At 43.7% G+C, this 24,379-nt stretch carries 20 protein-coding genes; 11 read left to right on the plus strand and 9 right to left on the minus strand.

The features are described from left to right. Positions 1-4 precede the first annotated feature (4 nt). Positions 5-598 (plus strand): hypothetical protein, encoded by a 594-nt coding sequence (locus tag H6550_12775; protein ID MCB9046999.1) that lies wholly within the window; start codon positions 5-7, stop codon positions 596-598. A gap of 17 nt (positions 599-615) precedes the next feature. Here the strand turns inward: H6550_12775 and H6550_12780 are convergent, their stop codons facing one another. Further along, positions 616-1,044, minus strand: coding sequence for a VOC family protein (locus H6550_12780; GenBank protein MCB9047000.1), 429 nt, complete (start codon positions 1,042-1,044; stop codon positions 616-618). Positions 1,045-1,290: 246 nt separating this feature from the next. Between H6550_12780 and H6550_12785 the strand changes: the two genes are divergently transcribed. From H6550_12785 to H6550_12800, 4 genes are all read left to right on the plus strand, one after another. Beyond that, a complete protein-coding gene (locus tag H6550_12785) occupies positions 1,291-1,704 on the plus strand; it encodes a hypothetical protein (protein MCB9047001.1) in 414 nt (137 codons plus the stop codon). A 69-nt stretch (positions 1,705-1,773) separates the two neighbouring features. Continuing rightward, complete coding sequence (locus H6550_12790) at positions 1,774-2,196, plus strand: PepSY-like domain-containing protein (GenBank protein ID MCB9047002.1); 423 nt, start codon at positions 1,774-1,776, stop codon at positions 2,194-2,196. Positions 2,197-2,285: 89 nt separating this feature from the next. Next, complete coding sequence (locus H6550_12795; GenBank protein MCB9047003.1) at positions 2,286-4,448, plus strand: TonB-dependent receptor; 2,163 nt, start codon at positions 2,286-2,288, stop codon at positions 4,446-4,448. Positions 4,449-5,015: 567 nt separating this feature from the next. After that, entirely contained in the window at positions 5,016-7,409 is a 2,394-nt protein-coding gene (locus tag H6550_12800) for a transketolase (GenBank protein MCB9047004.1), read from the plus strand. A gap of 130 nt (positions 7,410-7,539) precedes the next feature. On the opposite strand, the gene H6550_12805 is transcribed toward H6550_12800, so the two are convergent. After that, entirely contained in the window at positions 7,540-10,968 is a 3,429-nt protein-coding gene (locus H6550_12805) for a T9SS type A sorting domain-containing protein (GenBank protein MCB9047005.1), read from the minus strand. 218 nt (positions 10,969-11,186) lie between these two features. Between H6550_12805 and secDF the strand changes: the two genes are divergently transcribed. The 6 genes from secDF (at position 11,187) to H6550_12835 (ending at position 18,513) form a co-directional block, all read left to right on the plus strand. Further along, a complete protein-coding gene (gene secDF, locus H6550_12810) occupies positions 11,187-14,294 on the plus strand; it encodes a protein translocase subunit SecDF (GenBank protein MCB9047006.1) in 3,108 nt (1,035 codons plus the stop codon). 88 nt (positions 14,295-14,382) lie between these two features. Further along, on the plus strand, positions 14,383-15,126 hold the full coding sequence (locus tag H6550_12815) for an ABC transporter permease (GenBank protein ID MCB9047007.1): 744 nt from the start codon (positions 14,383-14,385) through the stop codon (positions 15,124-15,126). Positions 15,127-15,493: 367 nt separating this feature from the next. Beyond that, complete coding sequence (locus H6550_12820; protein ID MCB9047008.1) at positions 15,494-15,895, plus strand: hypothetical protein; 402 nt, start codon at positions 15,494-15,496, stop codon at positions 15,893-15,895. A gap of 66 nt (positions 15,896-15,961) precedes the next feature. Next, entirely contained in the window at positions 15,962-16,366 is a 405-nt protein-coding gene (locus H6550_12825; protein ID MCB9047009.1) for a hypothetical protein, read from the plus strand. Between the two features lie 95 nt (positions 16,367-16,461). Continuing rightward, the gene (locus H6550_12830; GenBank protein MCB9047010.1) at positions 16,462-17,865 is read left to right on the plus strand and encodes a TlpA family protein disulfide reductase; all 1,404 of its coding nucleotides are present in this window, start codon (positions 16,462-16,464) and stop codon (positions 17,863-17,865) included. A gap of 102 nt (positions 17,866-17,967) precedes the next feature. After that, positions 17,968-18,513 (plus strand): hypothetical protein, encoded by a 546-nt coding sequence (locus H6550_12835; GenBank protein MCB9047011.1) that lies wholly within the window; start codon positions 17,968-17,970, stop codon positions 18,511-18,513. A 42-nt stretch (positions 18,514-18,555) separates the two neighbouring features. Here H6550_12835 and H6550_12840 read toward each other — a convergent pair whose 3' ends face one another. The 7 genes from H6550_12840 to H6550_12870 all read right to left on the minus strand — a co-directional run bounded on the left by H6550_12840 (position 18,556) and on the right by H6550_12870 (position 24,093). Beyond that, a complete protein-coding gene (locus H6550_12840; protein ID MCB9047012.1) occupies positions 18,556-18,849 on the minus strand; it encodes a hypothetical protein in 294 nt (97 codons plus the stop codon). 182 nt (positions 18,850-19,031) lie between these two features. Further along, positions 19,032-19,787, minus strand: a complete 756-nt coding sequence (locus tag H6550_12845; protein ID MCB9047013.1) for a hypothetical protein — start codon at positions 19,785-19,787, stop codon at positions 19,032-19,034. A gap of 14 nt (positions 19,788-19,801) precedes the next feature. After that, positions 19,802-20,224, minus strand: a complete 423-nt coding sequence (locus H6550_12850; GenBank protein MCB9047014.1) for a hypothetical protein — start codon at positions 20,222-20,224, stop codon at positions 19,802-19,804. A gap of 18 nt (positions 20,225-20,242) precedes the next feature. Next, complete coding sequence (locus tag H6550_12855; protein MCB9047015.1) at positions 20,243-21,244, minus strand: tetratricopeptide repeat protein; 1,002 nt, start codon at positions 21,242-21,244, stop codon at positions 20,243-20,245. 35 nt (positions 21,245-21,279) lie between these two features. Beyond that, the gene (locus H6550_12860; protein ID MCB9047016.1) at positions 21,280-22,659 is read right to left on the minus strand and encodes a T9SS type A sorting domain-containing protein; all 1,380 of its coding nucleotides are present in this window, start codon (positions 22,657-22,659) and stop codon (positions 21,280-21,282) included. Positions 22,660-22,721: 62 nt separating this feature from the next. Continuing rightward, positions 22,722-23,426, minus strand: coding sequence for a hypothetical protein (locus tag H6550_12865; GenBank protein MCB9047017.1), 705 nt, complete (start codon positions 23,424-23,426; stop codon positions 22,722-22,724). A gap of 106 nt (positions 23,427-23,532) precedes the next feature. After that, the gene (locus tag H6550_12870; GenBank protein ID MCB9047018.1) at positions 23,533-24,093 is read right to left on the minus strand and encodes a hypothetical protein; all 561 of its coding nucleotides are present in this window, start codon (positions 24,091-24,093) and stop codon (positions 23,533-23,535) included. Positions 24,094-24,379 lie beyond the last annotated feature (286 nt).

Genomic DNA, 24,379 nt, shown 5'->3' on the forward strand with positions numbered 1-24,379 from the left:
CAGAATGATACGCCGTATCCTAACCGCCCTTTTACTGGTACTATCCATTACGTCAATCCAGGCACAGGATATCAACCTGGTTGACCTGAACACCCAAAGAGAAAGAACCAGCCGTGGAGGTGCCACAGCACTTGGAGTTATTGCACTGGTAGATATAGGTGCGGGGATCGCCGGATATACCACCAGTTTCCCCGGCGAGTTTGGCCACCAGTATTCTTTTTTCACTGCCGGTTACGGCGTCGTAGAGGGCATTTTTGCGTTGGGTATGACTGCCGGAATTAAAAGCCGCGACATCAACGACTTCGACCTGTCTTATGAAGAATTCGAGGCAAACCTGCATGCATACAAAGTACGTGCTGCATTCGACATCGGACTTACAGCCGCGGGATTCATACTTTACGCAGCCGCTCCTGATATCCTTAACGACAGGCAGATGGTTTCTGCCTTTGGTCTTGCTACAGCTACACAGGGTGTGGTCATGTTCCTGGTCGATCAACTGGTGTATTCTGCTCACAAAAAGAACGCGACTAAATGGGCCAAACTATTACAGTCGGTTTATCCAACAGCCAATGGCGTGAGCATAAATTACAGGTTCTGACAAACCCATTGTCTACCTTACTCATCCTTAGGCTCCCAGAGTTCTATCTTATTGCCATCGGCATCCATAATGTGTACAAACTTACCAAAGTCGTAACTGGCCACACTGTCCAGTATGGTCACACCATTCTCCTTCAGTTTGGCCAGCAGGCCCTCCAGGTTCTGCACACGATAGTTGATCATAAATTCCTTTTTCGATGGCTCAAAATATTTATCCCCGGTTTTGAAAGGGTTCCATTGCAGGCTGTTCACCTCTTCCGGTTTATTGATGTTCCTCGATTCAAAACTTACAGACCCCCAGTCGCTTATTTCCATACCCAGGTTTTTGGCATACCACGCGCGTGTCTCTTTCGGGTTGTCTGAAAAAAAGAAGATACCTCCTATGCCCGTCACCTTGGGTGTAGTATCTGTTGCTGAGCTGTCTTTTGTTTCTTTATGCTCTTCCATATCGTAATTATTAATAGCTGGCCTGAAGCTGGCCAAAAATATGGCAAACGGGATTAATATCAATGACCTTTTCATCGGGCTTGTTTTTCGTTTAAAAACGACTGCAATATACCATTAAGCAACAAACCGAATGCATCCGGCATCCATATCATTGCACAAGCTTCCATGTTAAGGGCATATTAATATTGATCCGCAACGCACACTGATAAAGACATAAAGTGCACAATTTTGTACCTTCACCACTGCATGCGCAAGATCGCGGTCATATTGCTATTGTCAATTTATGGTTTAGGCACACTTATACTGCCTGATAGCGACTTTGCGTACCTCTGCCACCTGCCCGATATGTACGAGCAATGCAGAGCAGAAGATCCAGACATCAACCCCGCTGATTTTGTTTTTGAGCATTTACTCAATCTGGAAGATGTTATCAGCCATTTTGAACATGAGGACGATAACAACGAGACTGAACTACCGCATCAGCCTTACCATTCATCGCAGCCGGTACCACAGGTTGTTATTGCCCTGAGCCAACCCATACAAGTCATTTGTATACCACAAATTATCTCAGATGGCGATGACAGCGGATTCCCGATACTAAACGACAAACATCTTGCATCCGGCTACCTGTCACGTATTTTCCACCCTCCCATTGTTTAATTGTGTCATTTCAACAAGCGGCAAACACTTGCGGCTATAATTATTTCTTACACAATTAAATCAATAACAATGAGATCAATATTAATGGTATTGGCAGCTATATTCATGCTGGCCGGTACAACATATGCGGGCGAAAAAACAAATGTCCCTGCAGCAGTAAGAGAAGCATTCCAAAAAACGTACCCGGGAGCCGAAAAGCTGAAATGGGATAAAGAAGACGGGCGCTTCGAAGCATCATTCGAATATAAAGAACAGGAAATGTCCGTCCTCTACAATGCCAATGGCACCGTAGCCGAAACTGAAACAGAGATACCTGTTACTGACCTGCCAAAAGAGGCTTACAAATATGCCTCAGGAAAAGGCAAGGTAAAAGAAGCGGCAAAGATCGTCAGTGCCGATGGCACAGTTACCTATGAAGCTGAGGTAGGCAAGAGCGATCTTATTTTTGACGACAACGGCAATTTCTTACAGGAAAAAACAGACAAAGAATAAGGTATAACATGTTTTGATCATACCGGGCTGCATACAGCAGCCCGGTTACACTTATTATGATGTGTTTATCCCGCAAAAAACAATTTTAAATGAAACGATATTTCATATGGATATTCCTGTGCCTTGTAGTCAATACCGTCACAGCACAGGAACAAATAACCGTTAATATAAAAGACAAGAATACAAATGAACCCGTTGAGCTTGTCATCATAGCAACAGGCAATAAATGGCTGGGTACTACCGACGGCAAAGGGAATGCACAGATAAAACTACCGGAAGGTAGTCATAAGCTGCATTGCACCCTTTTGGGCTACAACGACCTGGATACTACCATAACAACTCCTGCTAAAGGCACATTGCAACTGTATATTTCGTCGGGCAGTAATGCTATGGACGAGGTAACAATTGTCGCCTCTACCCGCAACAACCAGGCAATAGAAAACAGCCCCATGAAAATAGAAGTACTGGGGCTGGAGGAAATGAACGAAGAGTCAGGCATTAAGCCCGGTAATATTGCCAGTATACTGGGCGATGTCAGTGGTGTGCAGATACAACAGACATCCGCTACGTCAGGCAACAGCAATGTGCGCGTACAGGGGCTTGACGGCAGGTATACACAAATACTGCGCGATGGTATGCCACTCTTTGATGGTTTTGCGGGAGGCTTCGGTATTCTAACCATTCCTCCGCTCGACCTGAAACAACTGGAGCTGATAAAAGGCTCTGCCAGTACACTGTATGGCGGGGGTGCAATTGCCGGATTGATCAACCTGATATCCAAACGTCCGTCATATAAACAGGAATTGGATGCGCTGGTCAATTACACGTCGCTGAAAGAGTTCAATGTGAACATGTATACAGCAAAGAGGGGTAAGAAATTTGGCTATAACCTGTTTGCCGGGTATACTAACCAACAACCGGTTGACGTGAATAAAGACGGTTTCAGCGACCTGCCGGATGGAAATAGTATTGTTGTCCATCCCAAACTGTTCTACTATCCGTCTGATAGAACGCTGATTCTGGTTGGCTACACCGGTTCTTTCGATACCCGCAAAGGAGGAGATATGAACTTGCTCAGTGGCCATGCCGATGCTGTACACAGCTATTACCAAAGTAATAAGTCGCAAAGGCATACAGGCGAATATATAATTGAACACTTCTACGCCAACCAGGCCAAACTAACGGTAAAAGGCAACATGAGTTCTTTCAACATGGAACAGGATGAAAAGAAATATGCGGTACAAGGCGATCAACTCAGCTATTACGATGAAGTATCGGTATATAAGCCTTTTAGCAGCAGCGACCTGGTGGCAGGTGTCAACATTGTAGGCAACAACTACCGGACTGTAACCCCGGACACAGCTATGCTCAAAACTTACGGCAACTTTACAGCCGGTATGTTCGGGCAATACAGCCTGCGCATAAAGGAAAACACTACTATCGAAACCGGGCTCAGGCTGGACAGGCACAACCGGTATGGCTGGTTCCTGTTGCCGCGTGTGGCTGTGTTTCACAGGTTCAACCAACACTGGGCTATGCGCGCAGGTTATGGCAGGGGTTACAAAAACCCTAACCCCCTGGTGCAGCAAACACTTCAGTATAATACACTAAGCCTGTTGCCGCTCAGCAGCACGGTCAACCCTGAATTATCTTCAGGCTACAATGCCGGCCTGAATTATAAAAAAGAATGGAGCGAACACACATCACTGTTCATCAACCAATCATTCTTTCTTACGCAGGTCAATAAGCCGATACTGTTCATCACAGATGCCATCGGCAATGTTGGCCTGGTGAATGCAGGCAAACCAATTGTCACCAAAGGTTTTGACACTTATGTAAAAGTCGGACTGAAAAGCTGGGAACTGTACCTGGGCTATACTTATACCGATGCACAAAACACATATGCTACAGGCAACAACTTTATACCGTTAACGCCGCGCAACCGTGCCGCGGCTGTTGTGGTCAGGGAGATCGGTGAGGCATGGCGTTTCGGGCTCGAGGGCTCTTACACAGGTAGTCAATACAGGTATGATTATACCAAAACACCCGGTTATATGTTCCTTGCATTAATGATATCCCGCAATATTGCAGAACATATTACGATAGTACTCAATTGCGAGAACCTGCTCGACTACAGGATGAGCAGGGTGGAATCGTTATATACGGGTACAATATCCAACCCCACATTCAAACCATTATGGGCACCCATAGACGGTCGTGTGGTAAACCTGTCTGTCAGGTGGAAACTATAGCCATATTGGCAAACTATACCGATAATGCAAAGAGCAGCGGGCGTAGGAGTTCGCTGCTCTTTTGCCATTGCAACATTTGTTTATAACAATAATTTTATGTATATTTGATGCAATTGACAGCGTATGAATTTGTGGCAATTATATATGGACAACGAATTATCAAAACAATAATTTACTCAGGCTATATTACCTATTAAGCAATTAACAATACATAACCGCATTTCAATGCATGAAAAAACACCTATGACAACGTCAAAACCTGGAAAACAAACAGCAATTGATAATGAGAACGTTACAATATTAGTGAAAGAAAAAAGGTACACCCCTACCCAAAAACGATACAAAACGATACAAAACAACACGATTCTTTGGCTGCAATGTTACCGGGGAGATACGCTGTTGTAGCTTAGTTATACATTACAAATAATACCAACCATGAAAAGAACAGGGTCAATACATGCAACATTTCTTCAGGAGATCAAAATTATCCCTTCACCTTTTGCCAAAGGTTTTGTAATTTATACCTCTTACAAGTTACCTTTGTACTAATTATTAGACGAATAGAATATGTTGCAGGAAGCTACTACACAACAAGATAACAGGCTCTCGTTCGACGAGTTCAAGAGCGAAGTGTTGCAGGACTACCGACTGGCAGTAGCCAGCCGCGAGGCCAGCCTGATAGGCCGTAAAGAGGTGTTGACGGGAAAAGCCAAGTTCGGCATATTCGGCGATGGTAAAGAACTGGCGCAGATAGCCGCTTCAAAATGTATGCAGCCCGGCGACATACGCGCGGGATATTATCGCGATCAGACCCTGATGTTTGCCACAGGCATGAGTGATATGGACAAATTCTTTGCCCAGCTTTATGCCACTACAGATATAGATAAAGAGCCCGCCTCCGCCGGGCGTATGATGAACGGCCACTACGGCACCAGGTGGATAGACGAAAAAGGCGACTGGGTAGACCTGACAAAGGCGCCGCAATCGTCCAGCGACGTTTCGCCTACGGCGGGTCAGATGGTACGTGCACTCGGCCTGGCATTTGCTTCAAAATGCTACCGCAATGTAAAAGAGCTGGAAAAAGGTTTTGAGAAATTCTCAAATGGCGGCAACGAAGTAGTATTCTGTACCATAGGCGATGCTTCTACCTCTGAGGGTCCTTTCTGGGAAACAGTAAATGCAGCTGGCGTATTACAGGTGCCATTGGCCATATTTGTCTGGGACGATGGCTACGGAATTTCTGTACCACGTAAATATCAAACCACTAAAAACTCTATTTCTGATGCCCTGGCTGGTATGCAGTGGGAGGACAACAAAGGTGGTATGCACATATACAAAGTGAAAGGCTGGGATTATGCCGGGCTCGTTGAGACCTTCCAGCGTGGTATTGCCAAAGCCCGCGAAACACATACGCCGGCTATCTTCCACGTGCAGGAGGTTACACAGCCTCAGGGCCACTCTACTTCAGGCTCGCACGAGCGCTACAAGAGCAAGGAGCGCCTGGAATGGGAAAAAGAGCATGACTGTATACTGAAAATGCGCAAATTCATCCTTGACAACCAGATAGCAGAAGAAGCTGAGGTAGAAGAGATAGAAGCAGAAGCTAAAGAAGAAGCACGCAAGGCAAAACAAAGGGCATGGGACGCATTCATCACCCCCATCATGCAGGAGGTGCAGCAGGCAAGCACTTTGTGCAACCAGCTGGTATATGAAGCCGGAGATAATGCATTGAAGATATCTAAACTGGTAAAGGACCTGAATGCTATCCGAGAGCCTATACGTAAAGACATTCTACAAACCATCAACAGGGCACTAAGACTGGCTGATGGCAACGGCCAGGCATCACGCACGCTGCGCAACTATTACGATACATTACTTAACGAATCAAAGGAGCGTTATTCTTCGCACCTTTATTCTGAGTCACAATACAGCGCTATGAAAGTACCGGAGGTAAAACCGGTGCTGGATAGCGAAAAATCGCTGAACGGGTACGAGATACTCAACCAGTTCTTCGATATGACCTTTGAGAACAACCCGGCTGTATTTGCCTTTGGTGAGGACCTGGGTAAAATAGGCGACGTGAACCAGGGTTTTGCAGGTTTGCAGGACAAATACGGCGAGCTGCGCATATTTGACACTGGTATCCGCGAAAATACCATCATAGGCCAGGGCATAGGCATGGCACAGCGCGGACTGCGCCCTATAGCAGAGATACAGTATCTGGACTACCTGCTGTATGGCCTTCAGCCGCTCAGCGACGATGTATCGACTATGCTGTATCGTACACGCGGTGGCCAGAAATGCCCGCTGATAGTGCGTACACGTGGCCACAGGCTGGAAGGTATCTGGCACAGCGGCTCACCTATGGGTATGATACTCAACAGCATCAGGGGTATGTACCTATGCGTGCCACGCAATATGACACAGGCAGCAGGTATGTACAATACGCTGCTGAAAGCCGACGAGCCTGCCATAGTAATAGAATGCCTGAATGGCTACCGTCTGAAAGAGCAGGTGCCCACCAATATGGCCGAAATGACCATACCCATGGGTATACCCGAAGTTATCCGCGAGGGCGATGATGTGACCATAGTATCTTATGGCTCTACCCTCAGGGTAATAGAAGAGGCCATTGACAATTACCTGGAGCCGGCAGGTATCAGTTGCGAGGTAATTGACGTTCGCACGCTCCTCCCCTTCGATGTGAACCATATGATACTGGAGTCGCTGAAAAAGACCAACAGGATCGTATTTGTTGATGAGGACGTTCCCGGTGGAGCAACCGCATACATGTTCCAGCATGTGATGGAAAAACAAGGTGGCTACCGCTGGCTGGATGTAGCACCACGCACCATTAGCGCACAGGCCCACCGCCCCGCTTACGCTACTGACGGTGACTACTTCTCAAAGCCCAATGCTGAAGACATAGCCACGGTGATAGAAGAAATGATGGCAGAATAGAAAATAACACAGAATACTTATTAATAGAAAAAGGAGCCCGGTGGCTCCTTTTTTATTGGTGGTATCTTATGTCCTGGAAACACAAAGCCCGCTCCGGGAGCGGGCTTTGTTATCTCTGTTTCAATTGTTCTTATTTATTACCAACAGTCACTTTGAAAGTACCTACTTTTCCTTCAGCATCTTTCAGCAGCAGGAAGTAGTTGCCGGCAGGCATGCTACCAAGGCTCAATTCTTTCTTAGAGACACCTGTTACCTGGTCGCGGAGCACCACCTGGCCTATTGAGTTCAGGATATCTATCCTGTAGCTAACTGATTTTCCATGCCAATCCAGTACCACTTTGTCTGATGTCGGGTTAGGATATACTTCCATACCATTCAGGTCAATACCTGTGATATCCAGCAATGTGATACGCAGGATGTTTGATGGCGGAGACCAGCAACCATTGTTGTTGGTCACAGCCCAGTAAGCACCTATAGTATCAGGATAGGTAGTATTCTTGAAGTTAACCGTATCCTGGCCTTTAGGACCAAACCATACAAATGAGCTATCAAAATTCGTATGGATCATGTTACCTATCAGCGATATAACCGGTGCCTTAGGTGTAGTCGAACGAACCATAATGAACGGTTGAGAATAAACCGTATCCGGTAGGTAACAACCATTATCCGTCTGGTTAGCACGTACCATTAATATATTACCATTCTGCATTGAGCTGCTACTGAACACATTACCCGTAGTAGCCTGGAACCCGTTAATGATCCACGCATAGTCAGGAGCTGTACCCAGATCTGTAGCTGTAGCGGTAAGTTCGATCAGGGAATCCAGACAGCCCGGGTTCTTACCTGTTGTAACGGCTATTGAAACCGTTGGCCTTTTACTTGGCGTGATCAACATGGTAATGAAATTAGACGTATCGTGCGGGTTGGCTACACATGAGTCTGTAGCTATCAACACGCATTGAACCCTTTGGTTATTTCTTAATGAATCTGTCACATATATCGGAGAAGTAGCAGTGTTAATAGCGATACCATCTACCAACCACTGGAATGTCGGGTTTTTACCTGCATTGCTGGTGTTAGCACTGAATATAAGCGGTTTGCCCTGGCATGCAGGATTCGTACCTGTTGTTTGCGCAATAGTAATATCTGCTGTGATTTTCTCGTGTATTACAGCTATCGGTGCAGAAGTTACTGTTGTCGGAGATGCACAAGGCGAATTTGATGTCATGATCACCCTTACCTGGTCGTTGTGCTTCAATGTTGAAGTATTGAAGTTTACGCCTGTTGCACCTACTACAGGGTTACCATTCACTGTCCACTGGTAGGTAGGCGCTGTACCGCCTGTAGTAGGCGTTACCGTAAACTGCAATGCCTGGCCGGCACATCCCGGGTTGGTACCTATCGTCAATGCTATATTAGCGACAGGTGTTTTAGTCGTGTATTGTATCTGTATTCCATTTGAAATAGCATATCCGGGGTCGGAACAAGGGGAAGAAGCACTTGACTCCATCCTTACCGTTATCGTTTCTCCGCCGCGTGCATATGCTCTGAATGTTGGCCCTGTAGCACCGGTAATATTAGTACCATTAGACATCCATTGGTATGTAGGAGAGCCCCCCGGGTTCACATTACTAACTACAGAAAGTGTCACTGTATCATCAATACAGGTTGGGTTGGTTCCACCTGTCACACCAATTGTAACTGCCGGGGCGATCGTAGTTCTGCGTTCAACAACAATTGAATCGCTCACAGTGTCAACACCGCAAAGATTAGCGTAGTACATCTGAACCATTACCGTATCCTTATCATTAAAGATGTTGCTCATCAGGGAGTCATTGGTCTGACCTGATAACAGTGTATGGTTGATGAACCATTGATACCCTATCACAGTAGTGCCTGAAGATGGACTTGCATGGAATGTAAGTGTAGTACCATAGCATGAAGGGTTACCACCGGTAGGTGGGTTGCCTATTGATACAGACGCTGTTGAAGAGCTTGTACCATATATCAACACTTCATAATCTTCAGTCTGTCCATACAGTCTGTTGCTGCAAGAGTCTATATAACCTGATGTGTTATCAGAAATTACGCGCATACGTATAGGCGTACAACTGGTAGCTGTATAGGGCACTGTAAAAGTAACTGTGTGCACCGAACCGCCAGACAGGTCTTGAATGGCCAACCTTTCGCCGGAAGAATTACCTAGTATACCATCATTATTATAATCTATGAACGCAGCACCTTTATCATTAAAGTTCGATCTGATGGTCAGGGTATAGCTTTTACCGGCAACCAGGGAAACCCTGTGCTGACATGTATAGTCCCTGTAACTGATATTACCGTCTGCATTATAATCACCATAGCCATCACCTTGAACATCCATGTATACCCTTGTACCAGGGCTGGCATCTGTTATAGATACCTCGCGAGGTCCAGATTGACGGTTATTTGAAGAATTGGTAATACCCGGAACGCAAACCGATGGCAGAGAAGTAGTTGGCAGCGGTAGAGAGGCAGATGAAGATATCAATGTAGAACGATCATTTATTATTGCTCCTATGAACCTGTCACGCTGATCAGGTGTAAACCTATCTGTACAGTTAGCGTAGTTCATGATATTTTTTGCAGTAGCGTCACCAAATGTAGTGCTGGTACACGCGTTGGACTGTCCTGAGTAACAAGTGCCGGGGCCATACTGGTAGTGAGGCTCGGTATCGCAACAACGGTCGCCCTGTGTAGCACAATTTGTGTTGGTAGGGCATGTGTTTGTAGAGGGATTACTTGCTTCAAAAGTATGGTAAAGGAAGAAAGCGTGACCCAATTCGTGAGGTAAGGTAGTTTTACCTGTATTCATCTGAGATGCCAGCATGATGGTACCATCCACACCTGCGGATGCGCCCGGGAAATAAGCATATCCCGCAACGAATGAACCACTTGTACCGGGATAACCATCCACACCATCTATCTTGTTCACCACCCAGATATTGTAATACCTGTCATTAGGCCATACACTCAAGGCTTTAAGAGCCGGATCACTCACACCACCACTTGAGCTTCTGTTCACACCATCTGTGGTGTAATTTGAGTAGGTAGCCGAGGCGTTAACACGGACAATACCGCTGGTAGCTGTACAGTTAGGAGCCCTTTGAGCCAGTTTGAAGCGGAATGGGAATTTGGTTCCTCCGCTACCCACAGGGGCATAACCAGACCATGTGGCAGCAAAGGTCTGATTCACATAATCAACTGTGTTAATGATCTGAGCATCAGATATATTATAATTTGAACCGATAGAACCACCGGTATGCATTACGTGAACTACTAACGGCACCTCGTAAATAGTATCGCCGGCTGAGTTAGTGGTCAAAAGAGAGTTCATATTGTTGTTGGTACTCAACCACTGAGCCAACTGAGAATTGAATTGTGCCACGTGTTGCGCATACGACGGGTCCTGACTCATCATTTGCTGGTGCGCACCATCGAATCCACATCTTGGCTGAGCATAGGAAGCTCCCAATATGCCAATACACGACAAAAACAATAGCGTAATTTTACGTATCATGCTTAGTATTAATTTAATGATATTTGTACAGTTGGGTAAAAATAAGGTTTTCGTTAATAAAATACTAAAAGATTTTTGCCTTTATTAATCATTTGTTCAAGCCCCAAACAAAACTTTTCTCTCATCTTATGAATTCTTCGTTTTTTTATATTAAATCCTATCTTTGCCCACTCTGTTTTTTGATAACATATAATACAAATTCATAATTTAGCAGACCTATGCAATTAAAAGGGTTGGTAAAATTCTTTACCGTAGCACTTATCCTGATTTCGCTTTATCAGTTGTCGTTTACATACGTAGCGCGCAACATAGAGAAGAAAGCGATGGCCAAAGCAGCAAAAAGGGCCAGCTTCGAACAACCGGATGCCAAAGGCAAACAGTTAGAAGACCTGACAGGAAAATATTTTGAGGATATCACCGACAGCATGCAGGGTGAAACCGTGATGAACATTCCACTTCTGAAAAAATATACGTATTCGGAAGTAAAAGAGCAGGAGCTGAACCTGGGTCTTGACCTGCAGGGCGGTATGAACGTAACACTTGAGGTGAGCCTTGACGAGTTAGTACGTTCTATGTCAAACAGGCCAACGGACCCGATACTGAATAAGGCCATAGCTGATGCCAATAAGGCAAAAGCTAACAGCCAGGAAAACTTCGTAACGTTGTTTGGAGAAGCCTTCAAACAGAACAACCCGGGACGAAAGCTGGCACAGCACTTTACCAAAGCTTCAGAAAAAGAAATAACGCTGAACTCTACAGATGAAGAGGTACTGGCCAAGATCAACAAAGAAGCAAAAGATGCAGTAGGCCGTACGTACAGGGTACTGCTTACTCGTATCGACAAGTTTGGTGTTGCACAGCCTAACGTAAACCTTGATGAGAATAAAGGTATCATCACTGTAGAACTGGCCGGTGTGCGTAACCCTGAACGCGTTCGTACTTACCTGCAGTCTACTGCCAAACTGCAATTCTTTGAGCTTTACTCAAATGAGGAGTTGATCAATACACTGCAACCTGCGAATGATGCTCTTGCAGCATACCTGTCAGGAGAAGAGCTACCCGATGATTCTGCAGCTACAACAGAAACAACAGAGAATACTGCAGCTGCAGAGAGCAACAGTGCCGATACTGCAAGCCTTGCATCATTACTTGGCAGCAGCACAACCGATTCAAATGCAGTTGCTTCGAACGATTCTACTAAAATGAGCCAGGAAGAAGCACGGAAGAAGAATCCGCTGTTTGCTGTATGGTATCCGAACATTACCCAGGAGGGTAACGTTAACAACGGCCCGGTGGTAGGTATTGTATCTAAGAGGGATACTGCCAAGCTGAATGCCTACCTCAGGTTAGATATCGTTCGTAACAAGTTCCCTAACAACGTAAAATTTGTTTATGGTGCAGAAGGAAAAGAAGCTGCCCACAACCCTAACGCTCCTTTGTACTTATATGCATTAAAAACAGAGCCGGGTGCTAATGAGTCTAAACTGGAAGGCGACCGTGTAACTGAAGCTCACATGGACTTTAACCCGCTTACAGGTAAGCCTGAAGTGGTTATGTCTATGGATGTGTTAGGTAGCCGCACATGGAAGAAAATGACGGGCGACAACGTAGGCAGATTTGTTGCTGTTGTACTGGATGACAAAGTATATTCAGCACCGCGCGTTGAAGGAGAGATCTCCGGTGGTAATACATCTATCAGCGGTAACTTTACTGCTGAAGAAGCTACTGACCTTGCCAATATCCTGAAATCAGGTAAACTGCCTGCACCGGCACATATCGTACAAGAGCAGGTAGTAGGACCTACATTAGGTGCTGAATCTATTGCAGCCGGTACTAACTCAATAATCATTTCGTTCATTATCATATTCCTGCTGATGCTGGTGTATTACAACACTGCAGGTATTGTTGCAAATATTGCGCTGATACTGAACCTGTTGTTTACTATAGGTATTCTGTCAGCACTGCATGCCACACTTACCATGCCAGGCATTGCCGGTCTTGTGCTGACTATTGGTATGGCCGTGGATACGAATGTTATCATATTTGAACGTATCAAAGAGGAACTTGCAGGTGGTAAAAGCTATCAGCAAGCCGTTACAGACGGTTACAAGCGCTCATACGCACCTGTTCTTGACGGTCACATCACGACATTGATAACAGCTGTGATCCTGTTCATATTTGGTTTGGGTCCGGTACTTGGTTTCGCCACTACACAGATAATAGGTTTATTGCTATCAATGTTCTGTGGTATCCTGGTATCACGTGTTGTTACTGATATCTGGACCAACCGCCAGCGTCACTTCAACTATTTCACTAAACTGTCTAAAACGATCTTCCGTAAAGCCAATTTCGACTTCATCGGTGTTCGTAAGTACGCTTATGTAGTGTCAGTTATCGTATTACTGGCCGGTATCGGATCAGTATTTAATGGTTTCAACTATGGTGTTGAATTTGCTGGTGGTCGTAGCTATACAATCAGGTTTGACGAAGCGCACCAGGTAAGCGAGGTACGCCAGAAGCTGGAACCTGCTTTTGGTGAATTCCCGATCGTAAAAACAATAGGTACTGACAACCAACTGAACATTACTACAGCCTACCTGATAGAAGAACCAGGGCAGGACGTAGAAGCAAAAGTACAGGATAAGCTATATGAGGGTTTGAAAAACGCTGGTCTGATACCTTCAGATGTGTCTTTCGAACAGTTTACCAGCGAGTATATGCAGAGCTCTCAAACAGTATTGCCTACCATATCTGACGACCTTGTGAATGGGGCTAAATGGGCAACTGTGCTTTCGCTGATAGCCATTTCAATATACATTCTGATGCGTTTCCGCAGGTGGCAGTATTCTCTGGGTACACTCGTAGCGTTATTCCACGATGTTTGTGTTACCCTGGCGGTATTCTCATTCTTTAAAAATGTCGTGCCTTTCTCATTAGAGATAGACCAACACTTTATTGCGGCAATACTAACGGTAATAGGTTTCTCAATGAACGATACCGTTATCGTATTCGACCGTATCCGTGAAAACTTCCGGAAGTCGCCGAACGAGGATAAAAAATCAGTGATCAACCGTTCTATCAATGATACGTTGAGCCGTACTGTTATGACATCACTTACTGTATTTATCACTATCCTGATATTATTTATTTTCGGTGGTGAAGTAACCCGTGGCTTCGCATTCGCTATGCTGATAGGTATTTTCACAGGTACTTACTCTTCTATATTCGTAGCTGCCCCTGTACTGGTAGACATGGATAAAAAAGACAAGCTTAAGAATGAAGTAGACCGTGAGGCTCAGATAGAAGAGCTGAAGAATATGGCGTAATACAATATCTTCTTTATAAGTTAAAGCCCGGAGTTATTTTACTCCGGGCTTTTTTATTATTTCAAATAACTACATTTGCATCTGTACTATGCTGGAAAGATTTTTTGAACATATGGGCAGAATGGCCCTGATGCTGAAGGGCTCCTGGAGCAGACCTGAAAACACCAGGGTGTACTGGAAGGAATTTATGGAGCAATGCAATGACATTGGCATCCGGTCGTTACCCATCGTAATTATCATATCATTTTTCCTCGGAGCAGTATTGACTATCCAGACAGCATACCAGCTTATCAGCCCACTGGTACCCAAGCCCGTCATAGCACAGATCAACAGAGACAGCACCATTCTTGAACTTTCTCCTACTGTAATATGTATTGTTCTTGCAGGAGTTGTAGGCGGAAAGATAGCCTCGGAGCTGGGAAATATGCGCGTCAGCGAACAGATAGACGCCCTTGAGATTATGGGTATCAACACAAAAACGTACCTTGTACTACCTAAAATTATTGCTGCGGTAATCATGGTGCCATGCCTGATTACATTATCTATTGCCATCAGTATTTTCGGGGGGTATATTGCAGGTAGTTTTTCAAGTATTATTACCGAAGAAGAGTTCAGGCAGGGGCTAATGTTGGAATTCATGCCGTACAACCTGTTCTTTGCTATGGCCAAATCTTTCACATTTGCACTTATTATCACCATCATTCCAAGCTACTTTGGCTATAATGTAAGAGGTGGCGCATTAGAAATAGGCCGTGCTTCAACCACTTCAGTTATCGTCAGCTGCATTCTTATCCTGCTGATGGACTATGTATTATCCGTTCTCTTATTGTAAGAACGCTTTCAAAGCGTAACCATCATAGTTGCCAGTCATGTCAGTGACAATTGTGTGATGCCAGATATTAATACCATAGAATAGCATCCGGCAAAATCCTTATTCAACAGCATCTTCCACCTGATTTATTAAAAAATGGGGGTACCTCTCATTACAAAATACCGTGTACCTATCTTAAATAACTAATTGAAAACGTGATGTTTTCTAATTGAAATTGTTTGTCAACTGATGGAATTTTACATCATCATAAAAAAACAACACAATTGACATATCCGGATATTTCTCCCTAACCTATAAACCTTATCAGCATGAAAAAAGGGCATGCCGAAACCCTGAAAATGAGGCCGAATCTTAAACATATAACACAATGAAAAAATTATTAGTTGCAATGATCCTGGTAGCTGGCACCGCTTATAACTCTTCAGCATTTTCAGTTTCTCTTCAAAAAGGAGATTGGAGTAATAACGGTGGCTGCATTGGTGACAAAGGTATTTGCCAGGTGGCAGCAAACGGAACACCCGGAGACGGTGAACTGACCTATGATGTTATTGCCAGCGAATTGGTATTAACTGTCCCAACATCATCAGCGTTCTATACCTCGCTTGACGGGGGAGATGTAGAGTACGCTGCAAGTAGCTATCTGCCGTCGGATTTATCCCAGGCACTTGGCTTCGGAGCTGAAGTAGTATATGTACCGGCTGGTACGTATTCAGTAACAACACTCCCTGATGGCACTCTTGAAGTACATCTGCCATATGCATTTGAATAAACCAATTATATACGCGGAAGCCGAAAAGCGTTCAACAGAGTAGGTACAACTTAAAAATCAATTATTATGAAAAAGATCGTCTTAATCGCATCAATGTTAGTAACTGTTAGTGCTTCATCATTCGCAGCACATTTCCCAATCGACTTCAACATGGGTATCATGGGTTGTTTCGGAGGATGTTTCCCCGGCCCCGGCATGTGTGTTGACCTGCCCGGTGCTCCCGGCGAATTCTTAAACTTCAATGAGGTAACCGGTGCATTGACATTCGAAGTAACGCCTTTATCAGCTCAATACAACGAATTCAGTGGTAATTCATTCGAATTCAGTGGCGACAGCTACCTGTCTGAAAGTGTTGTGGATGCAATGGGCCTGGGCGGCAGTACTATCTACATAAAAGCAGGTGCATATAGCATATCTGACGACGGTAGCGGCACAAAAACCATCCAGGTAGATTATGAAATAGTTCAATAAGAAATACCCTCACCGCAGGTTATCGCAAAACAGGTAACCTGTGGTTACTTTATCACCGTCTGAAACGAGTTCAATAAACAACTTAATATATAGTTATGAAACAGCTTCTGACAATCGCATTTTCTTTACTTGCACTCAGTACCAACGCACACAATACAGCCGTGCTAAAAGGCATGGTCAGCAACCCGATATCTGACAGTATTCACATCAGCTATATCACTGACTTCTTTAGCTTCCAATCCAACAAAGAACATATCGCATTGGACAAGAATGGAGCGTTCAGTGTGACACTCTCCTTTGATGATGACTACCTGGATGTTGATATTTTACACGGCAACCAGTCTACCGAACTTGTTGTAACAAATGGCAGTGAAATTACCCTGACACTGGATGCAGCCAACTTTGACTCTACAATACAGTATACAGGAAATGGTAGCGAAATTGCCAACTTTTGTGCGAAGCATGTGCTTGAAGAAGGACCTGTATTCAGCTATACATCAAAAGCAGCAATGATGTTCTCAAAAGAGAAAAAAGACTTTGCAGAACAACTGGATATGATGGCGAAAGAGAAGGCTGCCTATATAGAGTCAGAATCGTCTTTGACAGACAACTTCAAACAATACTGGAAAAACAAATTTGTATACAACAATTATTACCTGGAATTGATGTATCCTACAGTGCACAAACAATTTAAGCCTAAAGACGGGCAAGGCACTGATGTAGATGATATCATACTTACTAAAATACCCAAGGAAACATTTAACGACGAATACATTTCGGTACCGGAGTATAAAATATTTGTGTACAACTACATAGGAGGAGAATTTGTCAAAAATAAAACGACACCGGAAACAGAATTGCATACCGCTGACAGCATTATGCAGGTAATGATCTTAAAATTGCCACATGAAACAGCAGAATACGGATTAGCCAATATCTTATGCCAGATGAGTAAAATATACTCTTTAACTACTATTGAACACCTTTATTCGAAATACCGGAAACACTTTCCAAACGGTAAATACTCAGCCCCTATAGAGAACGCAATAGCCATAAAAACAAATACAGGTAAAGGCAAACCAGCAATGAACTTTACCGCAACTACATCAGATGGCAAAACTGTTAGCCTGTCTGAACTGAAAGGTAAGGTAGTATACATAGATTTCTGGGCTAGTTGGTGTACCCCATGCATTAGGGAGTTGCCACACTCCAAAAAAGTCTCCGAACACTTTGCCGGAAATGACAAGGTTGTTTTCCTGAGCATATCAATAGACCAGGATAAAAACAGCTGGAAATCTGCTATTGATAAGTATAAGATACCGGGTATCAATGCGATTGATGGCAATGGCTGGGAAGGAACAATAGCCAGGCTGTATCATGTACAGTCTGTGCCATCCTATTTCCTTGTGGACAAAAACGGAAATTTTGCACTGGACAGAACCTTAAGACCAAGCGATGAAGAAGCACTGATATCAGCTATCGAAGCGCTTGTAAAGTAGTTCCTGTCACTATGGAACGGGAGGGACAGGTGTTGCTATTGAATATAATATTCTATAACACGCCTTCCCTTTTCTGTATTTATATGGCATAGATTTTGTTTCATGTCACTTATGAACCTTAACAAGTATCTCCTTGGCTTAATGATCATTTTCTCCGCTATTATCTCTTCCTGCAAAAAGGCTTGCCCTGACGACCCGATGCCTCTAAAACCCACAACCTATACTGGTACATTCAGAACCGATGGGTACTATTATCATTTCGTAGAAGATAATGAATGGGATGGTCCAATCTATAAAACTTATATTTTCTACAGAAATGGCATTATGCATACGATCAGCATGTCAGGCTTTGATCAGTTTGAAGCAGATTTCAACACCGGATGGCGACAACAGTCAAAATATGGCTGGGGAGCATATTTTATTAATGATAGCGCCCAACATATGGTCATAAACAATTGGCGTCCGTCTCAGTGCGGACAGGCCAACACTCTGACCAGGTGTACCGTCATTGATGACACAACATTTATAGCAATACTATCTATTGATTCCAGAATTGAGAACGGGAAATACACATTAAACGATACGTTTCATTTCAGGCAGCATAATACCAAACCAGACAGCTCTAACAAATATATCTGGCCACGGTAAGTTATACATTCGTCCTTATTTCATGAATAAAATGGTTGAAATCTAAATGCTGATATTGTTGTTAAAAACAAAATAGTCGTAATAACAATAATTATTGGCTCCATCCACACTTGAAACATCAAAACAGGCAAGGATAGTTACGTTATCCTTATACGGCATAATAGCGTCAGAAAATGACGTACCGTTATCCTGCATATTTTTGAACATCTGGTCGAATTCCTCCTGTGCAGAGGGAACAATTAGAAAATTACGTACAGGGGCATGAAAAGGTTTCATCACCTTCCCCCTGTAGTTCTGCAATTTGTTTACAATGGCAGTGGCTTCTGCAAAGTACATATGAGCGTGTTTTTATTTTTGGTTCTTGAATAAAAAACTACACCTGCTTACAAGTGTACGCTCTCACTTATTTTCCCTTATTCACTGTAAATATTGGGAAACACTTTGCAAAGTCAAATTTTATTTTCGTACTTAACATATTGATTATTAACAATTAACCAATTATTAGCAATCAAAAAAATCTACTTGATCGTAATGAGCTGGGTGCGTTGCTGGCCGCACAGGTAGGTCTTTTCAGGAGAGGTCTTACTTCTTTCGCCAAAATTCCGGTGTTCGAACACAAATTTGTAAGATTGACCTCTTTTCAGGTCATACTCAAAAAATGCATCGTCAGAATAATTGAATGTATAAGTTTCTCCCGGAGCTAGCTTTACAAAATCGGGATGATCGAACCTTTTCACAAAACTCAGTTTGCGCAATACCTTTACCGGTTTCCCTGATGTATGGAAAGGAGTAAACCTGAAATGTTTAGAGCTTACGAAAACATCAATTTTACAATCATTCTTAAAAATAAAATCATAACTCAGGTATGTTGCATAGTCCAGGGTAGTTGCTACTTTAATATCCATTTTCACGCAACTACAGTAATTGTTATTCTTGAGCACCTCGACAGCCTTGTCTTTCTCTCGTTCTGCTATCTGCTCTTTTGTCAATCCTTTCTTCAGTATTATAACCGTATCGATACGCCTGGGTTTGGGCTTTGGAGCTGTATCGCTCGGGTATATTACTATTACCTTTTCTCTCATACTGGAAGCGGGGTCATAGTGGGGACGTACTTGTTCTACCTCTTCCTTTTTGTAAACGATCACAGTATCCTTAGTCTCATCTACTTTTACGTGAGACCTCTTATTAGAATTTTGTGCAAAAATATTCCCTGTCGGGAAAAACACCCCGAACATGGGAACCAATACCAAAAGCAGGACTCGAAGTAGCTGCATAAACTACTAATATACTACTTACAGGGAATAAACACAGGGTCCGGCATACCCGGATCGAAATTAAGGAACACTGTTTCGTCCTGGTCGGTATACTTTAGTTGAATACCCTCATCTACGGCCAGCTTTCTGCAGCCCTTCGGCGTGCCGATAGAAAACTCTTTTACCCTGCCCAGCCTGACAGGCACTATTAACTTGTTCTTAAATGTATCCTCATCTTTGGGAACTATAAATTCTCCGTAGAGAGTATCCCCATTTTTATAATAGTTATAGCCATACAGGTTGTAGCAGTCCAGCACAGCTTTATCACACCCCAATAATTCTACCTCGATAGTTTCGTATAAGGGTATAGCACAGAAAGAAAAAGCCTGTTGTGCAGATGCTTTGCCTGCAAATAGAGCAAAGAGTATTGACAATATCAGCCGTTTAATACCGGGCATACACCATAAAGATAATGCTTATTTACCGGCCAGTCTCTTTAGCCCTTCTTTAGGGTCTTCATAACTCTCGTCAAATACAAGCGATTGTTTATAGTCAATGATCGCTTCTTCTTTTTTACCCATCAATTCGTAGCAAAGCCCCCTGTTAAAATAGGCTTCCGGGTCGCGGGGGTCGAGTTTGGTCAGGATATCATACTGGCGGAATGCCTTCTGCAAGGAGTCTTGCTGCATATATATATACCCCAGGTTGTAATAGGAACTGGTGTAGAAACGGTCCTTGAGGATGGCACTGATGTACTCATTTTTAGCTAACTCATAATCACCCTTGTCCTGAAAATATACGCCCCGTGCATAGATAGGAAAGACGTCTGTAGTATCCAGCTTAAAGGCATTATCATAGTATTGCAGTGCCAACGGATTTGCCTGCATACCATAAACAATACCCAATTGTATCATTGCTTCGCGATAGGAGGGTTCTACCTGCAATGCTGTCTGAAAACTGGACAAAGCTCTTGTTGTGTCCTTCAGGCTCTTATATACCATGCCTTTTAGATAGTATCCTTCGGGGTCGTATACATCCTGTCTTAAAACAAGGTTTATCTCACTCAATGCCTTGGAATAATCCTCAATGAAAAGATACATTTTTGCCAGCTTGAGATGAGACTTCCTGTCCTTAGGGTTCAATTCCAGCGCCTTACCTATCCATTTCACACTACCTTCCATATCCTTATGTTCAAACAGCATATCGCCGATAGCACTATAGTATTCAGCACGTGTTGAATCAAGAGAAATAGCCTTTTTATAATCAACAAGTGCCAGGCTATCCGACTCCATGCCATCCAGCATTACAGCACGCTCAAAATACAGGCGGGCGTTATCAGGGTCTTTTTTTATCTCTTCCGTCACCTTAACAATGGCGGGCTCTCTGAATATCGGGTCATCATTCACAATAGTATCCGTATCGTTGCCACAGGCAGTAACCAATAATATCGCAGGGAGTATCAACCTATTCAACTTCATAACTGCAAACTTAACTAATTTGTCATTTGGAATAATTACCGCACAAACACCTTATGCACCTGTTTACCACTATCAAAATTCAGCACAACGAAATACAGGCCGCTTTGTTCAGCAGCCATACTGAATGTATAGAACCCCGATTGTTGTTCATATTCTTCAGCTGCCACTACCCTACCTGCCATATCTGTAATAAGTATGTTTTTCAATCCTATCGGCTGATTACGGAATACGACATTTATCCTGTCCTCTGACGGATTAGGGTATACAGTGTAATTATTCTGTGCAACAGAAACCGTAGTATCAGGATAGGCCAGCAACCAGGGGTGTTGTGTGAGTGGATAAACATCGGCTCCCGGCTGTATCGTTCCTTTCATTTTGGCTACCTGATCATGCGTAAACAACAACAGGCAACGATCTGCTGAATAGTCCATGTAATTCATGAACATGATACCATCGCCCGTCTTTACACAACCATCATATTTAGGATAGCTGCTACAGCCAGATGAAGGATATGCCTGCGGAGGTGTATCAGATATTCCATCATCCTCACCCCCTGTATCAGGGCATTTGCCATTATCGTCACCCCATATATGCAACAGGTCAAAATAATGGCCTATCTCATGCGTTAACGTTCTGCCTCCATCCGAGTCTTTTACATAATAATCAAAAGGTGATACCCTTTTGCCAAATGCGCCATAGTGCAATACGATGCCTCTCTCCATCATGCCAATACCGTTGTTGTCAGCCGCGATATAAGTAGGTATGGCAAGTCCCAGGATATTAGTAGCCTTCCCATCGTCCAGTGGGTTGATGAGCCATATATTCAGATAGCTTTCCGGATCCCAAGCGTCTGCCCCCCCGCCTGCTGTATATTTCGCACCGCTGAAACCAAACCCGGAACCATATCCCCCCTCTATATCAAAACCCGGCAGGTTTGTAATTCTTACCTCGTAACCAGGTGTAGGAGATCCGTCAGGTGCGGTATGTGCCAGGCCAAAACTGACACCTGCATTGCCAAATAAGGCTTTAAACCCTCCGGGTATCAACACACTATCCGCATTCCGTGCATTAAAATCTTTGTTGATGACAGATAATTGTGAGTCCAGTCTTTGCTCAATGCCGACAGTATTACGTATTGAACTTAGCTGATTTGTTGTAAGTATTATGTGGAACACCACTGGGATAACGGGATTATCTAAAGACGCTGTCGTCTTCATAGCTGCTCTTTCACTATACCTTTCTCCAGAACGTACCTTGTCATATGTCTCTTTAAAAGCCGGATGTGTTGACATTACAGTACTGATGGTCCTGTCGAAACCACACTTGGGCCCTTGCTGCGCATAAGATGGCAACAGGCACAAAATCTGAATACCTGTGAGGACAATAAGCTTGCCGTAAGATCTGATTGTAAGCATCTGCTCAAAAATAGACATATCATTGAAAATCACAGCCTCAACAATGTAATATATTCAACAGGCTACCTGCCTGTACCGCCCGACCTGTAATATACATTCAGGAAAAACATAGGGTTGATCATTTGCCCCGTGAGCTGTGGCTGCAGAATAAAATATTGATAATTCTTATCTATTATATCAACCCGGTAGTTATTACCCTGGTCCATCATATATATGTAATGCAACTGGAAGCCGATACCATAATAAAATTTCGAGCCTTGTCCCATAGGCCTTATGTATTCTACATTCAGATATAAGGCTGGCAGTGTTGCTTTGTTATACAGAGAAGAATCTTCAATTATCCTGCTGATGTCATTATCAGAACGTTTGCTTATCTGCACCCTGTAGCCTTTCAGGAAATTTGCACCCACACCTATTCCATATAGCAATTCAGCATCATTGTTCATCTTTTTCCTTACGCGGCCCAATAGTGTAACATTAGCATTCCGGAAGTCCATATACAACACATCCTGCCCCCCATTAAACCTTTCTACCGGCAATATCATGGGAGATATCCCGGCAATTATCGAACCGGAAAATGTTGCTTCTTCAGGAGCGTAGCTTATCACAGCCCTGGCACCGGGCGCACCTGAGGCATGATTATGCCCTTTTACATAGTTATTAAAAAGCATGGGGAAACCCAATTCTGCACCCACACCTATATCCAACTGCGCATGGGACATATGACAACCGCACATCAACAGCAAAATGGTAATTATCTTTTTCATCCTCTTGGTTTTCAAATTAATTCACGGCGATAAGCATTGCAATATTACACAAAACCGGACTGACATAGCCAGCCCGGTTTATTTCTATCCCTTATAGACAGTAAAATTATATCTGTGTAGCAGTATATACAACATCTATTGCATAGGCACCAGCAGGATATACGAATCCCGGTGTGGCCTTATACATAAAGCTGAAAGCCTGGTTAGAACCCGGGTTGCAATCAAGCAACACCAATTGATTGAACTCCCTGAGCGAGTAAAACGAAGTAGTTGTATATGGGCCTGAAAGCGTGCCTCCCGTTGAATTGGAGGTTACTTTCATTCCTAATACACCGCTTACAGGCATAGTAGGTGCAGGCGTGGTGGTGCCGGAATAAGTGAAATTGGTTGTATTGGTCTTCACTTCTATTTTGAACTTCTTGGTAGAACGTACTTTCAATTCCTGTTGTGCTGACTCTACGCCGTTAGCATAGTCGTTCACGGTATTGAACTGCAGGTTCACTACCGGGCCCGTAGCAGAACCATTGCTGGTAAAAGTAATATCAATGGCATTACTTAATAAAAGGTTTACTGTTTGAGAAGCAGCGGCATCCATATTTGCCTGATTTTGCGCACTGACACTCAATGCTGAAAGCGACAAAGCCGCAATAGTCAATAACTTTTTCATATGCTGTGTTTTTTATTATTGTTAGCGGCACAAATATGATAGCGAAAACGGCTGATTCCTAACAAACAAGGTGCCTTTAACTACTACCGGTGTTAATACTTAACCATCAGTTATGCTGTGTCGTACGCATAATCCGGTTGATTAACGGGAGGACAATACTCCATTTACAAATCGGCAACATATGCCAATCCCTTACCGGCAAGGCTTTCGCCGGTCAGTTCCTAACAGCTTGTTAATCGCTTATAAACAAGTAGTTAAGGAGCTTCAAAAGTTTCATTTAAGGGGT

It is taken from the genome of Chitinophagales bacterium (assembly GCA_020636495.1).
GTDB lineage: Bacteria > Bacteroidota > Bacteroidia > Chitinophagales > Chitinophagaceae > UBA5543.